This window comes from Serratia sp. K1WW1, from assembly GCF_055790865.1.
The window spans coordinates 1,186,290-1,205,399 of the sequence record NZ_CM147697.1; the positions used below are offsets into that span (position 1 = coordinate 1,186,290).

At 57.2% G+C, this 19,110-nt stretch carries 12 protein-coding genes; all 12 read left to right on the forward strand.

Translation table 11 applies throughout. The features are described from left to right. The first annotated feature begins 54 nt into the window (after positions 1 to 54). The 12 genes from rppH to recD all read left to right on the forward strand — a co-directional run bounded on the left by rppH (position 55) and on the right by recD (position 19,032). A complete protein-coding gene (gene rppH / locus ACX9GU_RS05310; RefSeq protein ID WP_021179868.1) occupies positions 55 to 582 on the forward strand; it encodes an RNA pyrophosphohydrolase in 528 nt (175 codons plus the stop codon). 12 nt (positions 583 to 594) lie between these two features. Then, positions 595 to 2,844 carry a phosphoenolpyruvate--protein phosphotransferase gene (ptsP, locus tag ACX9GU_RS05315; RefSeq protein ID WP_473194074.1) on the forward strand — a complete coding sequence of 750 codons (2,250 nt, stop codon included), beginning with the start codon at positions 595 to 597 and terminating at the stop codon, positions 2,842 to 2,844. 195 nt (positions 2,845 to 3,039) lie between these two features. Next, positions 3,040 to 3,912, forward strand: coding sequence for a prolipoprotein diacylglyceryl transferase (gene lgt, locus ACX9GU_RS05320; RefSeq protein ID WP_021179871.1), 873 nt, complete (start codon positions 3,040 to 3,042; stop codon positions 3,910 to 3,912). Between the two features lie 6 nt (positions 3,913 to 3,918). Continuing rightward, complete coding sequence (gene thyA / locus ACX9GU_RS05325; protein WP_021179872.1) at positions 3,919 to 4,713, forward strand: thymidylate synthase; 795 nt, start codon at positions 3,919 to 3,921, stop codon at positions 4,711 to 4,713. Between the two features lie 206 nt (positions 4,714 to 4,919). Beyond that, positions 4,920 to 5,423: a prepilin peptidase-dependent protein gene (locus ACX9GU_RS05330; protein WP_473195117.1), complete on the forward strand. Its 504-nt coding sequence runs from the start codon at positions 4,920 to 4,922 to the stop codon at positions 5,421 to 5,423. Beyond that, positions 5,411 to 5,983 (forward strand): prepilin peptidase-dependent protein, encoded by a 573-nt coding sequence (locus ACX9GU_RS05335; protein ID WP_473194075.1) that lies wholly within the window; start codon positions 5,411 to 5,413, stop codon positions 5,981 to 5,983. Before ACX9GU_RS05330 ends, ACX9GU_RS05335 begins: the two co-directional genes overlap by 13 nt. 2 nt (positions 5,984 to 5,985) lie before the next feature. Then, on the forward strand, positions 5,986 to 6,432 hold the full coding sequence (locus ACX9GU_RS05340) for a YgdB family protein (protein WP_473194076.1): 447 nt from the start codon (positions 5,986 to 5,988) through the stop codon (positions 6,430 to 6,432). After that, complete coding sequence (locus tag ACX9GU_RS05345) at positions 6,422 to 6,775, forward strand: prepilin-type N-terminal cleavage/methylation domain-containing protein (protein ID WP_261454374.1); 354 nt, start codon at positions 6,422 to 6,424, stop codon at positions 6,773 to 6,775. The genes ACX9GU_RS05340 and ACX9GU_RS05345 overlap by 11 nt, the downstream gene beginning before the upstream one ends. 309 nt (positions 6,776 to 7,084) lie before the next feature. Beyond that, entirely contained in the window at positions 7,085 to 10,456 is a 3,372-nt protein-coding gene (gene recC / locus ACX9GU_RS05350; RefSeq protein ID WP_473194077.1) for an exodeoxyribonuclease V subunit gamma, read from the forward strand. Between the two features lie 292 nt (positions 10,457 to 10,748). Continuing rightward, on the forward strand, positions 10,749 to 13,640 hold the full coding sequence (gene ptrA, locus ACX9GU_RS05355; RefSeq protein ID WP_473194078.1) for a pitrilysin: 2,892 nt from the start codon (positions 10,749 to 10,751) through the stop codon (positions 13,638 to 13,640). Further along, on the forward strand, positions 13,637 to 17,185 hold the full coding sequence (gene recB, locus ACX9GU_RS05360) for an exodeoxyribonuclease V subunit beta (RefSeq protein WP_473194079.1): 3,549 nt from the start codon (positions 13,637 to 13,639) through the stop codon (positions 17,183 to 17,185). The genes ptrA and recB overlap by 4 nt, the downstream gene beginning before the upstream one ends. Then, positions 17,182 to 19,032, forward strand: a complete 1,851-nt coding sequence (gene recD, locus ACX9GU_RS05365) for an exodeoxyribonuclease V subunit alpha (RefSeq protein ID WP_473194080.1) — start codon at positions 17,182 to 17,184, stop codon at positions 19,030 to 19,032. Before recB ends, recD begins: the two co-directional genes overlap by 4 nt. The last annotated feature ends 78 nt before the right edge of the window (positions 19,033 to 19,110 follow it).

Consider the following 19,110-nt stretch of genomic DNA (forward strand, 5'->3'; position numbering starts at 1 on the left):
TTGTGTGAAACAATCAGGTTATCAATACGAATTTATGCTTATCGAGGTAGTCCGGTGATCGATGATGATGGCTACCGCCCGAATGTTGGTATCGTAATCTGTAATCGTCAGGGGCAGGTCCTATGGGCCCGCCGTTACGGTCAGCACTCCTGGCAGTTTCCCCAAGGGGGAATAAACCCTGGCGAAACGCCTGAGCAGGCGATGTACCGTGAGCTGTTCGAAGAAGTGGGGCTGAGTAAAAAGGATGTGCGTATCCTGGCCTCAACCCGCAACTGGTTGCGCTATAAATTGCCAAAACGTTTGGTGCGTTGGGACACAAAGCCGGTTTGTATCGGCCAAAAGCAGAAATGGTTTCTGCTGCAGTTAATGTGCAATGACGCGGATATCAACATGCAGCGCAGCAGTACGCCGGAGTTTGACGGCTGGCGTTGGGTGAGCTTCTGGTATCCGGTGCGCCAGGTGGTGTCGTTTAAACGCGACGTGTACCGCCGGGTTATGAAAGAGTTTGCCGCAACCGTCATGCCTATGCAGGAACTGGCAGCGCAGCGGCAGCCTCCTGCTTATCGCCGAAAGAGAGGTTAAGTCAAACCGACTATGCTCACGCGCTTGCGAGAAATTGTTGAGAAAGTGGCCGCGGCGGCCAGTCTGACAGATGCGCTGGATCTTTTGGTCAATGAAACCTGTCTGGCGATGGACACCGAAGTCTGCTCCATCTATCTGGCAGACAACGACCGCCGCTGTTATTACCTGATGGCGACGCGCGGGTTGAAAAAGCCCCGTGGGCGTACTATTGCCCTGGCCTTTGACGAAGGCATCGTCGGCCTGGTCGGGCGGCGGGCAGAGCCGATCAACCTGGCGGATGCCCAAAGCCATCCCAGCTTCAAATATATTCCGCAGGTCAAAGAGGATCGTTTCCGATCCTTCCTTGGCGTGCCGATCATTCATCGCCGCCAGCTGCTTGGCGTGTTGGTGGTGCAGCAACGTGAACTGCGCCAGTTTGACGAAAGCGAAGAATCCTTCATGGTTACCCTGGCCACCCAAATGGCCGGGATCCTCTCGTTATCACAGCTAAACGCCATTTTTGGCCAGTATCGCCAGACCCGCATTCGGGCGCTGGCTGCGGCTCCTGGCGTGGCGGTAGCGGAGGGATGGTTAGATAGCAGCCAGCCTTCACTCGATCAGGTGTATAAAGCCTCCACGCTGGATACCGTCAGCGAGCGTGAACGCCTGACACAGGCGTTGGAAGAGGCTGGGGCAGAGTTCCGCCGCTTCAGTAAGCGTTTTAGCGCCAGCTCGCAAAAAGAGAGCGCGGCGATCTTCGATCTCTATTCCCACCTGCTCAACGATGCTCGCCTCAAACGTGAACTGTACGCGGAGATCGATGCCGGTTCGGTGGCCGAATGGGCGGTAAAACAGGTGATTGAAGCCTTCGCTGCCCAGTTTGCTACCTTACAAGATACCTATATGCGCGAGCGTGCCAGCGATCTGCGTGCGCTTGGCCAACGTCTGCTATTCCACCTCGACGATACCACCCAAGGGGCCAGCCAATGGCCAGCCCGTTTTGTGTTGGTCGCCGATGAGCTGACGGCAACCCTGTTGGCCGAAGTGCCGCAGGATCGCCTGGCTGGCGTGGTAGTACGGGACGGTGCTGCCAACTCCCATGCCGCGATCCTGGTGCGGGCCATGGGCGTGCCAACGGTGATGGGGGCGGACATCCAGCCTGCGCTGTTGGCCCAGCGAATGCTGATTGTTGATGGCTATCGTGGCGAGCTGCTGGTCGATCCGGAACCGGTGCTGGTGAAGGAATATCAACGTCTGATCAGCGAAGAGCAGGAGCTCAGCAAGCTGGCAGAAGACGATGTTGAACAGCCCGCAGAGCTGAAAAGCGGTGAGCGGATCCAGGTGATGCTGAACGCCGGCCTTAGCCCGGAACATGAACAACTGCTGGGTGCGCGCGTGGACGGCGTTGGCCTGTACCGCACCGAGATCCCGTTCATGCTGCAAAGCGGCTTCCCGTCGGAAGAGGAGCAGGTGGCGCAATATCAGGGCATGCTGCAACTCTTCTATCCGCACAAGCCGGTGACGCTGCGTACGCTGGATATCGGCGCGGATAAACAACTGCCCTACATGCCGATCAGCGAGGAAAACCCGTGCCTCGGTTGGCGGGGGATCCGCATTACACTGGATCAGCCGGAAATCTTTCTGATCCAGGTGCGCGCCATGCTGCGTGCCAATGCGGGAACCGGCAATCTGGGGATCCTGTTGCCGATGATCACCAGCCTGGAAGAGATCGACGAGGCCAAGCGCCTGATCGATCGCGCCGGGCGAGAAGTGGAAGAGATGCTGGGATACGACATTCCCAAGCCGCGGATTGGCGTCATGCTGGAAGTGCCGTCGATGATCTTCCTGATCCCTTATCTGGCCGCACGCGTCGATTTTATCTCGGTGGGAACCAACGATTTAACCCAGTACCTGCTGGCGGTGGATCGTAATAATACCCGCGTTGCCTCGCTGTACGACAGCCTGCATCCAGCCATGTTGCAGGTGCTGAAAATGATCATCGATCAGGGGACGGCGGCCGGGCTGCAGGTCAGCCTGTGCGGTGAACTGGCGGGAGACCCGATGGGTGCTCTGCTGCTGGTGGGTATGGGTTACCGCAATCTGAGTATGAACGGGCGCAGCGTCGCACGTATCAAATATCTGTTGCGCCATATCGAACTGGAAGACGCGCAAGGGTTGGCCCAACGGGTATTGAGTGCTCAGATGACCACCGAGGTTCGCCACCAGGTAGCGGCGTTTATGGAACGCCGTGGCATGGGGGGGCTGATCCGCGGCGGCCGTTGATTAGGCGTTGCGCAGTCTATTAAGAGTTGACCGATTTTTTTACAGAACTTTTCCCTGCCGGCAAGCCCGGACGTGGTTAAGCCTATGTTATGATGCGCCATCTCAATGCGGTGCTCCCGTTGCACGGGCTTTGCACCGCGTTTGGCACCTGCCGCCCCCGCTTGGGGATGAATAACAGACATATTGTGGTGATAGATGAGCACTAGCTATCTGGCGTTTCCAAAATTTGATCCGGTGATTTTCTCTATCGGCCCGGTCTCTTTGCACTGGTACGGTTTGATGTACCTGGTTGGCTTTGTTTTTGCCATGTGGTTGGCGGTACGCCGCGCGAACAAGCCCGGCAGCGGTTGGACCAAAGACGAAGTGGAAAACATGCTGTATGCCGGTTTCCTTGGGGTCTTTATCGGCGGCCGTGTCGGTTATGTGCTGTTCTACAACCTGCCGTTGTTCCTGGATAACCCGCTCTACCTGTTCAAAGTCTGGGATGGCGGTATGTCATTCCACGGCGGCCTGATTGGCGTGATCGCGGTGATGCTGTGGTTTGCCCGCCGCACCAAGCGTAACTTCTTCCAGGTTTCTGATTTCATTGCCCCACTGATCCCGTTTGGTCTGGGCGCTGGCCGCCTCGGTAACTTTATCAACGGTGAGCTGTGGGGGCGTGTTACTACCAATACACCTTGGGCCATGCTGTTCCCAAGCTCGCGTCCGGAAGATATCGCTATCGCTGCCGCCAATCCTCAACTGCTGCCGCTGCTCAACGAATATGGCGTGTTGCCACGTCATCCGTCGCAGCTGTATGAAATGGTGCTGGAAGGCATCGTGCTGTTTATCATTCTGAACCTGTTCATCCGCAAGCCGCGTCCGATGGGGGCCGTTTCGGGCCTGTTCCTGATTGGCTATGGCACGTTCCGTATTATCGTCGAGGCGTTCCGCCAGCCGGATGCCCAGCTTGGCCTGTTTGACGGGGTGATCAGCATGGGGCAAATCCTGTCCGTGCCGATGGTGCTCGCCGGTATTATTATGATGATCTGGGCGTATCGCCGTCGTCCACAGCAACAACAGTCGTGAGGAAAAATGAAACAGTATCTGGATTTGATGAACAAAGTGCTCGCCGAGGGCACCCCTAAAGCCGACCGTACCGGCACTGGCACGTTGTCGATTTTCGGCCACCAGATGCGTTTTAACCTGCAGGAAGGTTTCCCGTTGGTGACCACCAAGAAATGCCACCTGCGGTCGATCATTCATGAGCTGCTGTGGTTCCTGAACGGCGATACCAACGTGGCGTATCTGCGCGAAAACAACGTCAGCATCTGGGACGAATGGGCCGATGAAAATGGCGATCTTGGCCCGGTCTATGGCAAGCAATGGCGTGCCTGGGGCGCGGCGGATGGTCGCGAGATTGACCAGCTAAGCACCGTGTTGCAACAGCTGAAACAGGATCCGGATTCACGTCGTATTATTGTTTCTGCCTGGAACGTGGGTGAGCTGGATAAGATGGCTCTGGCACCGTGCCATGCCTTCTTCCAGTTCTATGTGGCAGACGGCAAACTCTCCTGCCAGCTGTATCAGCGCTCGTGCGACGTGTTCCTCGGCCTGCCGTTCAATATTGCCAGCTATGCGTTGCTGGTCCATATGATGGCGCAGCAGTGCGATCTGGAAGTGGGCGATTTCGTCTGGACAGGTGGCGATACCCATCTGTACAGCAACCACATGGAGCAGACGCAGCTGCAATTAACCCGCGAGCCGCGTGCGTTGCCGAAGCTGGTGATCAAGCGCAAGCCAGCCTCGCTGTTTGATTACCGCTTTGAAGACTTTGAGATTGAAGGCTACGATCCGCACCCGCCGATCAAGGCTCCTGTCGCTATCTGATTTGCTGAGGGCCGTATCCGGCCCTCTTTCTTACTCCCACTGAAAGTAGGCACGCCGCATGCTGTGCTCGTGCTGCATTGCCAAAAATGCGAAGCCGTACTCAACTTCCCCCAGCTTGTTACCTGCTAACTAAAAATTCTGCGCATCATTTGCCAGCCTGAGAAAAGGTGCCTTTCATCACGCCTCTGGCCGATTACACTCGCCGTATGAACCGATATAAAAATAGCCCCGAACACCAGCAAGGCCTGACGCTGATCGAACTGATGATTGTGATGGTACTGGCGGGGATGCTGACCTCTTGGGGGGTTAGCCAATGGCATCATTATCAACAGGCGCTGCGGCTGGAGCAGACCGCCCAGCAACTGCTGGCATTTTTAACGCGCTTACAGGCCGATGCCAACTGGCATAACCGCAACGCGTTATTGTGGTTTCGGCCTGGGAAAATCTGGTGCATAGGCAGCGGCCCGCAGGTGGCACCTTGTACTGCGATGGCGGACCGGGTCTTTACCCCAGAACACCCGGATGTGGAGTTACAAGGTTATACCCAAAAGGAGATGGGATTTTATGGGGTGCGCAACAATGCGCAGGCCGGGCATATCCTGCTGGGCAATCCGGCTGGCCGCATACGTCTGGTGCTCTCCGCCAAAGGACGGCTGCGGTTGTGCAGCGAAGAAACCGCCATCCGGAGCCTGCCCTTATGCGCACCTTAGAACAAGGCTTTACCCTGCCGGAGGTGCTGCTGGCGATGACATTCGGCAGCCTGATTGCATTGGCGGCGGCAAAAACCTTACCGATGCTGCGTCAGCAGACGGTTGATATGGGCCGTCATTATCGGTTGGATCTGGTGTTGCGCCAGTTGGCTTTCGGGATTGAAAAGGATCTGCGCCGCAGCGGATTTTGTGCCGGGCAGTGTCAGGGGCGCTCGCTGCTGATTGGCCATGCAGCGGGGGAAGCGCCGGGCAGCTGTGTGATCGTGGCCTACGATCTTAACCGCAATGGCAACTGGGACAGCGGTGGCGAGGCCGAGTATTTTGGTTACCGCCTGCGGGCCGGCGGGCTGGAGGGGCAAAGCGGCGTGACCCAGTGCCAGGGCAGCGGCTGGGAACGCTTGCTGGATCAGGAAGAGGTACGGATTGAGTCTTTTTCTGTCAGCCAGATTGCAGGGCGCGATGGCAAGTCCTTGCTGTTGTTTACCTTAAGTGGCCGCTCAACGGTGCGGGCAAATATAGAACGCCGCCTGGAGTGGGCGGTTAGCATGGAGGCACCCTAAAGATGGATAGGCAGCAGGGGGGCAGCACATTGGCTGCGGTGATGTTGTTGCTGGTGATGGGGCTGATGCTGCTCACCGCCCAGCAGCGGCAATTGGACAGTGCGCTACTGCTGGCCGTCGATCAGCAGCGCTATCTGCGTGCCTACAACCAGGCGGCTTCGGCCCTAAGCTGGGGGCTGGCGCAACCGTGGCCACGGGAGTCTCTACAGGCGAGCCACTGGTCCTGTCAGCAGATAAGCGGCGAGGCGTTGCAAGCCTGCGCCCGGCTATCGGCCCGTACCGGTTTGGTAATGGTGCGTGGAGCTGGGGATATCGCGGGAGCGGAGCCCTTGTGGCTATACCAACTGGCTACACAGCAAGGCGGGGCTGGTGGCCACCTGCTGAAAGCTCAAAAAGGCGGCTGGCTGGATTTTTGTCCGGAAAAGCGGGAAAGCGACTGTGCTGAATAAACCAGCTGGCCGGCGAACTCAACGGGGTTTCAGCCTGCCCGAAGTGTTGATCGCGGCATTGTTGTTCGCCGTCTCGCTGCTAGGGCTGTTACAATATCAGCAGGTGCTGTTGCAGGCATTTCAACGGCAGTGGCAATATCGACAGGCCTGGTCGCTGGCGCACCAACAGCTCGAAATATTCAGTGCCGGTGCCGAAATAAGCCATGCCATATCGCTACCGCCAAATTGGCACTACCAAGTCGAAACCCGCCAAGCGCAAGGCTCATGCCTGCGGCGTACGGTGAAGATACAAACGCCGTTGCACCAACAGATTGAACTCAGCCGCTGGTATTGCGGGCAGTAGCACGGGCGCAGCACATGCAGTGCCCCTGCGTAGTGGGCCGGTGAGGTTTGTCAGTCGTCTTGATCTGCTCCTCTTTCTCTTTGGTCGAGGTGTTCTCGATCGGTTCCCTCTCCCTTTGGGAGAGGGTTAGGGTGAGGGGGAATTTGGTCACTAAAATTACGACCAGAAGCACGAGTGTGGTTAGACTTGCCCCAGACTCTTTTGGTCGAGGTGTTCTCGATCGGTTCCCTCTCCCTGTGGGAGAGGGTTAGGGTGAGGGGCCGTTGAGTCAGTAGTCGGTAGTGCCTTTTTTCGCTTCCAAGGAGCCTCATGTTTACGGTTTATCATTCCAATCAGTTGGACTTGCTGAAAACGCTGACCAGCGCGCTGATAGCCAGAGAGCCTTTGGCCGATCCGTTTCAACAGGAAGTGGTGCTGGTGCAAAGCCCCGGTATGGCGCAGTGGTTGCAGATGCAGCTGGCCGAGCAGTTTGGCATTGCTGCGAATATCGTTTTCCCGCTACCGGCGACCTTTATCTGGGACATGTTCACCAAGGTATTACCCGGCATTCCCAAAGAGAGCGCCTTTAGCAAAGATGCCATGACCTGGAAGCTGATGTGGCTGCTGCCAGGCATGCTGACCCGGCCCGAGTTTGCTCCTTTACAGCATTACCTGACCGATGACGCCGATAAGCGCAAGATCCACCAGCTCGCCGGGCGCGTTGCCGATCTGTTTGACCAATATCTGGTTTATCGCCCGCAGTGGCTGGAAAGTTGGCAGCGTGGGGAAACGGTAGAAGGGCTGGCAGAGGCACAAAGCTGGCAAGCTCCTCTGTGGCATCGGCTAGTGGAATATACCCACGAGCTGGGTCAGCCTGAATGGCACCGTGCCAACTTATATCGCCGGTTTATTAGTACCCTGGAGAATGCCACTCAATGCCCAGCGGGGTTGCCGCCCCGGGTGTTTATCTGCGGGATTTCTGCCCTGCCGCCAATCTACCTGGAAGCACTGCAGGCCTTGGGTAAACATATTGATATCCATCTGATGTTTACCAACCCCTGCCGCTATTACTGGGGCGACATTCAGGACTACGCCTTCCTGGCCCGTTTGCAGAGCCGCAAACGCCGCCACTATCACCAGGCACGGGAGCAAGGTTTGTTCCGTCAGCCGGAACAGGCAGCCCAACTATTTGATGCCGAGGGCGAGCAACAGCTGAGTAACCCGTTGCTGGCTTCCTGGGGCAAGCTGGGGCGCGATCATCTGTATTTACTGTCGCAGATGGAGGCGGTGCAGGAAGTCGATGCCTTTGTCGAGATCCCGGCTGATAGCTTGCTGCACGCCATTCAGCACGACATGCTGGAGCTGGAAGATCACGCACTGATCGGCACCACGCCGGAAACCCTGGAGCGCAGTGACAATAAACGCCAGCTAGATCCGCAAGATCGCTCCATAAGTCTGCATGCCTGCCACAGCCCGCAGCGCGAAGTCGAGGTGCTGCACGATCGGTTGTTGACCATGCTGGCAGAAGATCCGCAACTTACCGCGCGTGACATCATCGTGATGGTGGCGGATATCGACAGCTACACCCCGTATATTCAGGCGGTGTTTGGCAATGCCCCCGCCGGGCGCTATCTGCCGTTTGCCATTTCCGACCGCAAGGCCAGGCAGGCGCATCCTGCGCTACAAGCCTTTATTTCCCTGCTGGATCTGCCGCAAAGCCGTTTTACCTCAGAGCAGGTACTGGCGCTGTTGGACGTGCCCGCGCTAGCGGCACGTTTCTCGATTCAGGAGGAGGGGTTAAGCCTGTTACGCCACTGGACTGGCGAATCCGGGGTACGTTGGGGGTTGGATGATGACAATGTGCGTGAGCTGGATCTGCCCGCAACCGGGCAACATACCTGGCGTTTTGGCCTGACGCGGATGCTGCTGGGCTACGCCATGGACAGCAACGCCGGAGATTGGCAGGGCGTATTACCTTACGATGAGTCGAGTGGATTAGTAGCCGAACTGGCCGGGCAACTGGCCGATCTGCTGGCACAACTCAGCCGTTGGCGGCAAATCCTCAGTGAAGAGCGGCCATTAGCCGAATGGTTGCCCCTATGCCGCCAATTGCTCAATAGCTTCTTTGAGACGGACAGCGAAACGGAAGAGGCGTTGGCGCTGATCGAAGAGCAGTGGCAGAAAGTGGCCAGCTTTGGCCTGGCGGCGCGTTATCCCGATGCTGTACCGTTGACGTTGCTGCGCGATGAACTGGCCGCACGGCTCGATCAGCAGCGCATCAGCCAGCGTTTCCTGGCTGGCCAGATCAACTTCTGTACCTTGATGCCCATGCGTTCCATTCCGTTCAAGGTGGTCTGCCTGCTGGGCATGAACGACGGTGTCTACCCTCGCACCTTGCCGCCGCTGGGGTTTGACCTGATGGCGCAGCAGATTAAGCGCGGCGATCGCAGCCGCCGTGACGATGACCGCTACCTGTTCCTGGAGGCGATCCTCTCTGCCCAGCAGCAGTTGTATATCAGCTTTATTGGCCGTTCCATTCAGGACAACAGCGAGCGCTATCCTTCCGTATTGGTCACTGAACTGTTGGAATATCTGCAGCAAAGCTATTGCCTGCCCGGCGATGAAGGGTTGGATGCGGACGGCAGCGCACGCAGGGTCGGTGAGCATTTGCTTAAACGCCATGCCCGCATGCCGTTTGCTGCGGAAAACTTCCTGCCGGGGAGCGAAGATCAAAGCTATGCGGCAGAATGGTTGGCCGCTGCCGATGGCCGTGGCGCTGCACATCCGGAATTTAATCAACCGCTGGCGGCGGAAGAGAAAACCCAGGTTTCTCTGGATGAGCTGCTCCGTTTTTATCGCCATCCGATCCGTGCCTTCTTCCAGCTACGTCTTGGCGTTAACTTCATTCTGGAAGAGACCGATCTGCCGGAAGACGAGCCTTTTACGCTGGATAACCTCAGCCGCTATCAGTTCAACAGCCAATTGCTGAACACGCTGATCGAGGGGGAGGACGCAGGCAAGTTATACCAACGGGTGCGTGCATCGGGGGGATTACCTTACGGGGCTTTCGGTGAGATTTACTGGCAAAAGCAGCAGGAAGAAATGGCGGAACTGGCCGAACGGGTGCGTGAACAGCGCCAGGAGAATGGCAGCCTGGAGCTGGATATCGACGTGGCGGGCATGCGTATTACCGGCTGGCTGCATCAGGTACAGCAGGATGGCTTGCTACGCTGGCGGCCGGCAACGCTTTCTGCCGTAGACGGTATCTTACTTTGGCTGGAGCACCTGGTGTATTGCTGCGTTGGCGGTAGCGGGGAAAGCCGTATGTTTGGCAGCAAGAATTCCGCCTGGCGCTTCGCTGCGCTCGCAAGCGAGGATGCCCACGCGCAGTTGGCGGAGCTGGTGGCGGGCTACCGCCGTGGCCTGTCGCAGCCGCTGATGCTGCTCAATAAAAGCGGCTGGGCCTGGTTGAGCCAATGTTATCAGGCACAAACGCAGGAGATAGACTGGGATGAAGAAGTCCAGATCAAGGCGCGTGCCAAGCTGCTGCAAGCCTGGCAGGGCGATCAGCGGATCCCGGGCGAGGGGGCAGATCCCTATACCCAGCGCGTTTTCCGCCAAATGGATAACGTTCGCCTTGAACAAATTCTCAAAGAAACAGAGCGTTACCTGCTGCCCGTGGCCCGTAATAATCTTGGGTAACACCCCTCACGGTGGCACAGGTCGCAGTGAGGTGATAAAAATTTTACGCTTTTATACTCAACCATTGAGGTTAAGTCTGGTCTTACATAACGTATAGGCATATACGTTGTAGAGTGGCGTACGCTGCGCCCCCAACGATGTGGGCTATAGTGAGTTGAGTGTTTAAAACCGTAATGCTTTGAGTTAGAAATTGAATTTCATTGGGCATCGCTTTCGGTTGTGTCATTTTGCACCGTGCTGTCACCGTCAGGGAGTTGGCGGGACAGCCAGAGAACAGGGGTTTATTTTGGATATGCGCAGACTGTTGACCCGCATTACCGGGTTGATGTTATTGGTTATGTTTTGGGCGCCGTTAAGCTGGGCCGCGCAAGGCTGGCAACCGCTGGCGGAAAAGATCAACAAAAGCGATCACGATCCGCGTGAATACCAGGCTATCAAACTGGATAACGGCATGACCGTACTGCTGGTGTCCGACGCGTTGGCACCAAAGTCACTGGCTGCTCTGGCGCTGCCGGTAGGCTCGCTGGAAGATCCCAATAGCCAACTTGGCCTGGCTCACTACCTGGAACATATGGTACTGATGGGCTCCAAGCGCTATCCAGAACCCGAGAACCTCTCCGAGTTTTTGAAAAAGCACGGTGGTAGCCACAATGCCAGCACCGCGTCTTACCGCACTGCGTACTATCTGGAAGTGGAAAATGACGCTTTAGAACCCGCTGTCGATCGTATGGCCGATGCCATTGCCGAACCTATTTTGGATCCCGGCAATGCGGACCGCGAACGCAACGCGGTGAATGCCGAGTTGACGATGGCGCGCTCTCGTGACGGTATGCGCATGGCGCAGGTTGGGGCAGAAACCCTCAATCCGGCTCACCCTAGCGCACGTTTTTCTGGCGGCAACCTCGAGACGTTGCAGGACAAGCCAGGCAGCAAGCTGCATGAAGAACTGGTTAGTTTTTATAAGCGTTACTATTCTGCCAACCTGATGAAGGGCGTGCTGTACAGTAACCAATCCTTGCCTGACCTGAGAGCGCTGGCGGTCAAAACCTTCGGCCGCATTCCTAATCACGATGCGAAAGTGCCACCGATCACCGTTCCGGCGGTCACCTCGGAGCAGCAGGGCATCATTATTCATTATGTACCGGCGCAGCCGCGCAAACAGCTGAAAGTCGAATTCCGTATCGATAACAACAGCGCCGAGTTCCGCAGCAAAACCGATACCTATATCAGCTACCTGATTGGCAACCGCAGCACCAATACGCTTTCCGACTGGCTACAGAAGCAGGGGCTGGCAGATGCCATCAATGCGGGTGCCGACCCGATGATCGATCGCAACGGCGGCGTGTTCTCAATCAGCGTTTCCTTGACCGACAAGGGGCTGGCGGAGCGTGACAAAGTGGTGGCAGCGATCTTCAGCTATCTGAAAATGCTGCGTGGTGAAGGGATCAAGCAAAGTTATTTTGACGAGATCGCCCATGTGCTGAATCTGGATTTCCGCTATCCGTCGATTACCCGCGACATGAATTACATCGAATGGCTGGTGGACACCATGTTGCGCGTGCCGGTAGAGCATACGCTGGATGCGCCGTACCTGGCCGATCGCTACGATCCTGAAGCCATTGCTGAACGCCTGGGGCAGATGACGCCACAAAATGCGCGTATCTGGTTTGTCAGCCCGAATGAGCCACACAACAAAACGGCTTACTTTGTTGAGGCACCTTATCAGGTCGAGAAAATCAGCGCGGAACGCTTCGCGAAATGGCAACAGTTGGGTAAAGATATCGCACTTTCTCTGCCGGGGCTGAACCCTTATATTCCGGATGAGTTTACCCTGAACAAGCCCTCACATGAGTTTACCAAACCGGAAATGGTGGTGAACCAGCCAGGGCTGCGGGTGCTGTATATGCCAAGCCGCTATTTTGCCGATGAACCCAAGGCCGATGTGACGGTAGCGTTGCGTAACGCCAAAACCATGGATTCAGCACGTAATCAGGTGCTGTTCTCGTTGATGGATTATCTGGCGGGGATCTCGCTAGATGAGTTGAGCTATCAGGCCTCGGTGGGCGGAATTAGCTTCTCTACCTCGCCTAATAACGGCCTGATGTTTAGCGCCAATGGCTTTACCCAGCGTCTGCCACAGCTGTTGACCTCGCTGATTGAAGGCTACTCCAGCTTTACCCCAACGCAAGAGCAGTTGGAACAGGCTAAATCCTGGTATCTGGAACAGTTGGATTCCGCCGAGAAGGGCAAAGCCTTTGAGCTGGCGATCCAGCCGGTACAGATGCTGTCCCGCGTGCCTTATTCCGAGCGTAGCGAACGCCGCGAAGTGCTGAAAACCATAACGTTGCAAGACGTGCTGGCTTACCGTGACAGCCTGATGGCCGGGGCCACGCCGGAGTTACTGGTAGTGGGCAATATGAGCAAGCAACAGGTGGATACGTTGGCTTCTTCACTGAAGCAGAGCCTGGGTTGTACTGGTCTGGAATGGTGGCACGGCGAAAACGTCGTGATTGCCAAAAACCAGTTTGCCAACCTGCAGCGCCCTGGCAGCAGCACCGATTCGGCGCTGGCGGCGGTGTATGTCCCAACGGGGTATGACGAAGTGACCAGCATGGCGTATAGCTCATTGCTGGGGCAGATCATCCAGCCGTGGTTCTACAGCCAATTGCGTACACAAGAGCAGCTCGGCTATGCGGTGTTCTCCTTTGCGATGCCGGTTGGCCGCCAGTGGGGCATCGGTTTCCTGCTGCAAAGCAACAGTAAGCAGCCAGCCTACCTCTACCAGCGCTATCAAGATTTCTACCCGAAAACGGAAAAGCGTCTGCGTGAATTGAGTGATGCCGATTTTGCCCAATACAAACAGGCCATGATCAATGAACTGCAACAGCGTCCACAGACCTTAGGTGAAGAAGCAGGCCGCTTTAGCAGCGATTTCGATCGCGGTAATTTTGCCTTCGATACCCGAGAAAAGCTGATCGCTCAGGTACAGACTCTGACGCCTGCCAAGCTGGCGGATTATTTCCATCAGGCGGTGATTAAGCCACAGGGCCTGGCACTGTTGTCTCAGGTGAGTGGCAGCAGCCAGCAGAAAGCTGATTTTGCGGCGCCGGGTGAGGGTTGGGTGACCTACCCTAATGCCTCGTCCCTACAAAAAACGCTGCCTCGTAAAGTGGCGACGCCATGACGAAAGGCGTTCCTCAGCGGCTTGATCCACTGACGTTGCCGCTGTTTGGTGAACGGCTGATCGAAGCCTCGGCAGGGACAGGGAAGACCTTCACTATCGGTGCTTTGTATCTGCGCCTGCTGCTTGGCTTAGGCCAGGCAGCGGCGTTTCCACGGCCGCTCACGGTAGAAGAGATCCTGGTAGTGACCTTTACCGAAGCGGCGACGGAGGAACTCCGGGGCCGCATTCGCAGCAATATCCACGCATTACGCATTGCCTGCGTACGCGGGCATAGCTCAGACCCGCTGTTTGCCGCGCTGATGGCGGAGATTGGCGATCTGCCAGAGGCCGCAGCACAATTGCTGGCTGCCGAGCGCCAGATGGACGAAGCGGCGATCTACACTATCCACGGTTTTTGTCAGCGAATGCTTACTCACAACGCATTCGAGTCGGGCATTCTGTTTGAACAAACGCTGGTGCAGGACGAACTGCCGTTGCGCCGTCAGGCCTGCGCCGATTTTTGGCGGCGTCACTGCTACCCATTGCCACTGGGCGTTGCCCGGGCGGTTAGCCAGGAGTGGAGCGGCCCAGAGGCTTTGTTGAGCGATCTCTCGGGCTATCTGCATGGCGAAGCTCCCACTCTGCGTCAGCCACCGAAAGATGAAGAAACGGTGCTGATGCGCCATGAAAAGATCGTTGCGCGGATCGATGCCCTCAAGGCGCAATGGCAGGCGGCGGCCGATCTGGAAGCACTCATCAGTCAGTCTGGCGTCGACAAACGCAGCTACAGCAGCAAACATTTACCCAACTGGCTGAATAAGGTGGGGGAATGGGCGGGGCAGGAAACCGAAGATTACCAGTTACCCAAAGAGCTGGAGAAGTTCCGCCAATCGGTGCTGCTGGAGAAAACCAAGAAAGGTGAAACCCCGCGGCATCCGCTGTTTGTGGCGGTTGATGAGCTGTTTGCCGAACCCTTGACCCTGCGTGACCTGATCATGGCACGGGCGCTGAGTGAAATACGCCTTTCCATTCAACAGGAAAAACGCCAGCGTGCCGAGCTGGGTTTTGACGACCTGCTCAGCAGGCTGGATGCAGCACTGCAAAGCGCCGGTGGTGAACAACTGGCGCTGGCGATCCGTCAGCGTTATCCAGTGGCGATGATCGATGAGTTTCAGGATACCGACCCACAGCAGTACCGGATCTTCCAGAAACTGTATGTTGGCCGGGAAGAGTGTGGCCTGCTGCTGATCGGAGATCCCAAACAAGCGATTTACGCCTTCCGTGGGGCAGACATTTTTACCTATATGAAGGCTCGTTCAGAGGTAAGTGCCCACTATACCTTAGAGACCAACTGGCGCTCATCACCGGCGATGGTTGGCAGCGTTAACCGCCTGTTTGCTCAGGTGGAAAAACCGTTTTTGTTTGGCCAAATCCCGTTTATCGAGGTGGCTGCCGCAGCGAAGAATCAGGAGCTGCTCTTCGAGTGGCAGAATAAGCCGCAACCGGCTATGCAATTTTGGCTGCAACCTGGGGATGGGGCCGGAGTAAGTGATTACCAACAATTAATGGCGCGCTTGTGTGCAGCCCAGATCCGCGACTGGCTGAGTGCCGGGCAGGCCGGAGAAGCCTGGCTGGTCAAAGGAGATCAACGCCGCCACGTTCAGGCGTCGGATATTACCATTCTGGTGCGCAGCCGCGCCGAAGCGGCGTTGGTGCGTGATGCACTGAGCGCGCTGGCCATTCCCTCGGTTTACCTTTCCAACCGTGACAGCGTGTTTGATACGCCGGAAGCCAAAGATTTACTGTGGCTGCTACAGGCGGTACTGGCACCCGAACAGGAGCGAACCTTGCGTTGCGCTTTGGCCACTGGGCTATTGGGGTTGGGTGCCTTGACACTGGATGGGCTAAACCATAACGAGTCCGCTTGGGATGATTTGGTCAACGAGTTTGATGAATATCGTAGCCATTGGTTGCGCCGTGGCGTGTTACCGATGCTGCGTGAGGTGATGGCCAAGCGGCATTTGGCAGAAAACCTGCTGGCCAGCCCTGGGGGTGAGCGCCGTTTGACCGATGTCATGCACCTGGGGGAACTGTTGCAGGAAGCCACGGCGCAGTTGGACGGTGAACACGCGCTGGTGCGCTGGTTGGCACAGCAGATCGCTCAGCCGAATCGCCAGTCGGACAATCAGCAACTGCGGCTGGAAAGCGACCGCCATCTGGTGCAGGTGATCACCATCCACAAGTCGAAAGGGTTAGAGTTCGATCTGGTATGGCTGCCTTTTGTGGGGAATTTCCGCCAGCAGCAGCAGGTGCTGTACCACGATCGCCAGACCTTTAAAGCCCTGCTGGATCTGAATGCCAACGAAGAAAGCGTGGCCTGGGCGGAAGAGGAACGGTTGGCAGAGGATTTGCGCCTGCTGTACGTGGCGCTGACCCGTTCGGTGTATCACTGCAGCATCGGTATTGCGCCGTTGTTCCTCGGTACGCGCAAGAAGCAGGGCGATACGGATTTGCACCGCAGCGCGCTGGGATATCTGGTGCAGGCCGGGCAGGCGGGCGATGCGGCTTATCTGCAAACCTGCCTGCAACAGCTGGCAACCCAAGGTATCGCGCTGTCGCTGGTGGATGCACCGGGTGAACAGAGCTGGCAACCCCAGATGGCCGCCGCCGCAGAACTGACGGCCAGGCAGTTTCCACGCAGGATGCAGGATTTCTGGCGGGTTACCAGCTATACCGGTTTGCAACAGCATGGCTCAAGCCGGATGCAGGAGCTGTTACCGCGCCTGGACGTTGATGCCGTTGGTGAGGGCGATACGGCTACACCTCCCGCATTTACTCCCCATACTTTCCCGCGTGGCGCAGCCCCTGGAACCTTCCTCCACAGCCTGTTTGAGGAACTGGACTTTACCCAACCGCTAGATGAACAATGGCTATTGGAGCAGTTACAACAGCAAGGGCTGGAGGAGCATTGGTTGCCAGTATTATCCGGCTGGATGCAGGTGCTGCTGAATGCGCCGCTTAATAGCAGCGGCGTTGCGCTATCCGCCTTAGCGGCGGGAGCCAGGCAGGCAGAATTACAGTTCTATCTGCCGATCGGTGGCTTGCTGCAAGCGCAGCAGTTGGATGAGTTGGTAAAACGCTACGATCCCCTTTCTGCTGGCTGCCCGGCGCTGGATTTCCAACAGGTTCAGGGCATGCTGAAAGGCTTTATCGATCTGGTGTTCTGCTGGCAGGGTAAATACTACCTGCTGGATTACAAATCCAACTGGCTGGGCGAAGACAGCAGCGCCTATACCCAAGAGGCGATGGCGCGGGCGATGGCGGAACACCGATACGATCTGCAATACCAACTCTATACCTTGGCGCTGCACCGCTATCTGGGGCATCGTCTGGCGGATTACGATTACCAGCGCCATTTTGGTGGGGTAATTTATCTGTTTTTACGCGGGGTAGATGCCGAGCATGAGGGCAACGGTATTTTTGCCTGTCGTCCGGAGTTCGCTCTGGTTGAAGGAATGGATCGCCTGTTTAGCGGTGAAAAGGTCGACGTTGAGGATGGGCAATGATTGAGATTTTGCATCAGGCGTTGGCTCTGGGCGCCTTGCGACCGCTGGATGTGCAATTTGCCCAGGTGGTCGCCAACGATGATGAGCCGGATATCCTGCTGGCCGCCGCCTGTCTGAGCTCTGAGGCCGGTGCGGGCCACGTTTGTCTGTTGCTCGAACAACTATTGCCGGAAAATCTGTTTGGTGGCCGCCAGCCGGAGTTGGCCTTGGCTGCCTGGCAGGCCTGCGGGCAACCGGACGTGGCGAGTTGGCAACAGCGTCTGGCAGTCTCGCCTGCAATTAGCGATGGCAGTATGGCAACGCCGATGGTACTGCAACAGCAGCGGCTGTATCTGCAACGCATGTGGCAGAGCGAAGGTGACGTCGCCACTTTTATCAGCAGCGATAGCGTGCCACAGGAACTTGAAGAGGCGCAGTTGCGCACTATCCTCGATCGGTTATTTGGCGCGGCCACGGACGAACCCGATTGGCAAAAAATTGCCGCAGCGGTAGCGGCCACGCGCCGCATCGCGATTATTTCCGGCGGCCCCGGCACCGGCAAAACGACCACCGTTGCCAAGCTGTTGGCGGCGCTGGTGCAGTTGGCGGACGGGGAGCGTCTGCGTATCCAGCTTGCTGCGCCTACCGGTAAAGCAGCGGCTCGTCTAACTGAATCCTTGGGAAGCGCTAGCCGTCAGTTGGACTTAACCCCGGAGCAACGGGCCTTGTTTCCTACGGAAGCGGCGACGTTACACCGGTTGCTGGGGGCCCAGCCAAACAGCCAGCGCATGCGCTATCACCGGGGGAACCCGCTGCATCTGGATGTGCTGGTGGTGGACGAGGCTTCGATGGTGGATTTGCCCATGATGGCAAGGTTGATTGCCGCCTTGCCCCCCAAGGCGCGAGTCATCTTCCTTGGCGACCGCGATCAACTGGCCTCGGTGGAAGCTGGAGCCGTGCTGGGGGATATCTGCCGGTTTGCCGAGCAGGGATATAGCGAAACCCGTGCGGCACAGTTGGCGCGCCTGACCGGTTGCCCCTTACAAGGGCAACCAGCGCAGGCCGAGGCAGCGGTGCGCGACAGCCTGTGCCTGCTGCGCAAGAGTTACCGGTTTGACGCCAAATCCGGCATTGGCCAGTTGGCTTTGGCGGTGAATGCTGGCGATAGCAAGCGCGCCCTGGCGGCGTTGAGCGGCAGCTATGCCGACGTGGCGGGTTACCCACTGGCAGAAACCGAAGATTATCAACGGCTGTTGGATAACTGCGTTGCCGGTTATCGCGACTATCTGCGGCTGGTAGCAGAAGGGGCGGGGGCCATAACGATCCTGGATGCCTTTGGTCGCTTCCAGTTGCTCTGCGCCCTGCGCGAAGGGCCATTTGGCGTTGCCGGGCTGAATGAGCGTATCGAAAGTGGGCTGCAGCGTGCCGGTTTGATTCGGCGTAATCCTGGCCCCGCTGGGCGCTGGTATTTAGGGCGACCGGTGATGATTGGCCGCAACGATAGCGCGCTGGGGCTGTTTAACGGTGATATAGGCATTGCCTTGCCCGGTGAGGGCGGCGATCTGCGCGTGCATTTCCAATTACCGGACGGCAGCATCAAATCGGTACAGCCTAGCCGCTTACCGGCGCATGAAACCGCCTATGCGATGACGGTGCATAAATCACAGGGCTCGGAGTTCGACCATACGGCGCTGGTGCTGCCGAATCATTTTCTGCCGGTACTGACCCGTGAATTGGTTTATACCGCCATTACCCGCGCGCGCCAGCGGTTGTCGCTCTATGCGGTAGACAAGGTGTTGGTAAGCGCTATCCGCACCCCCACGCAGCGCCGCAGCGGGTTGGCAGAACGCTTGCAGATTGGGAGATAATAACGGTGGGCGTTTGCCATATAGACGTAAAAAAACCTGACTGGTGAGGTCAGGTTTTTTAGTGTTCCAGCACGGAGA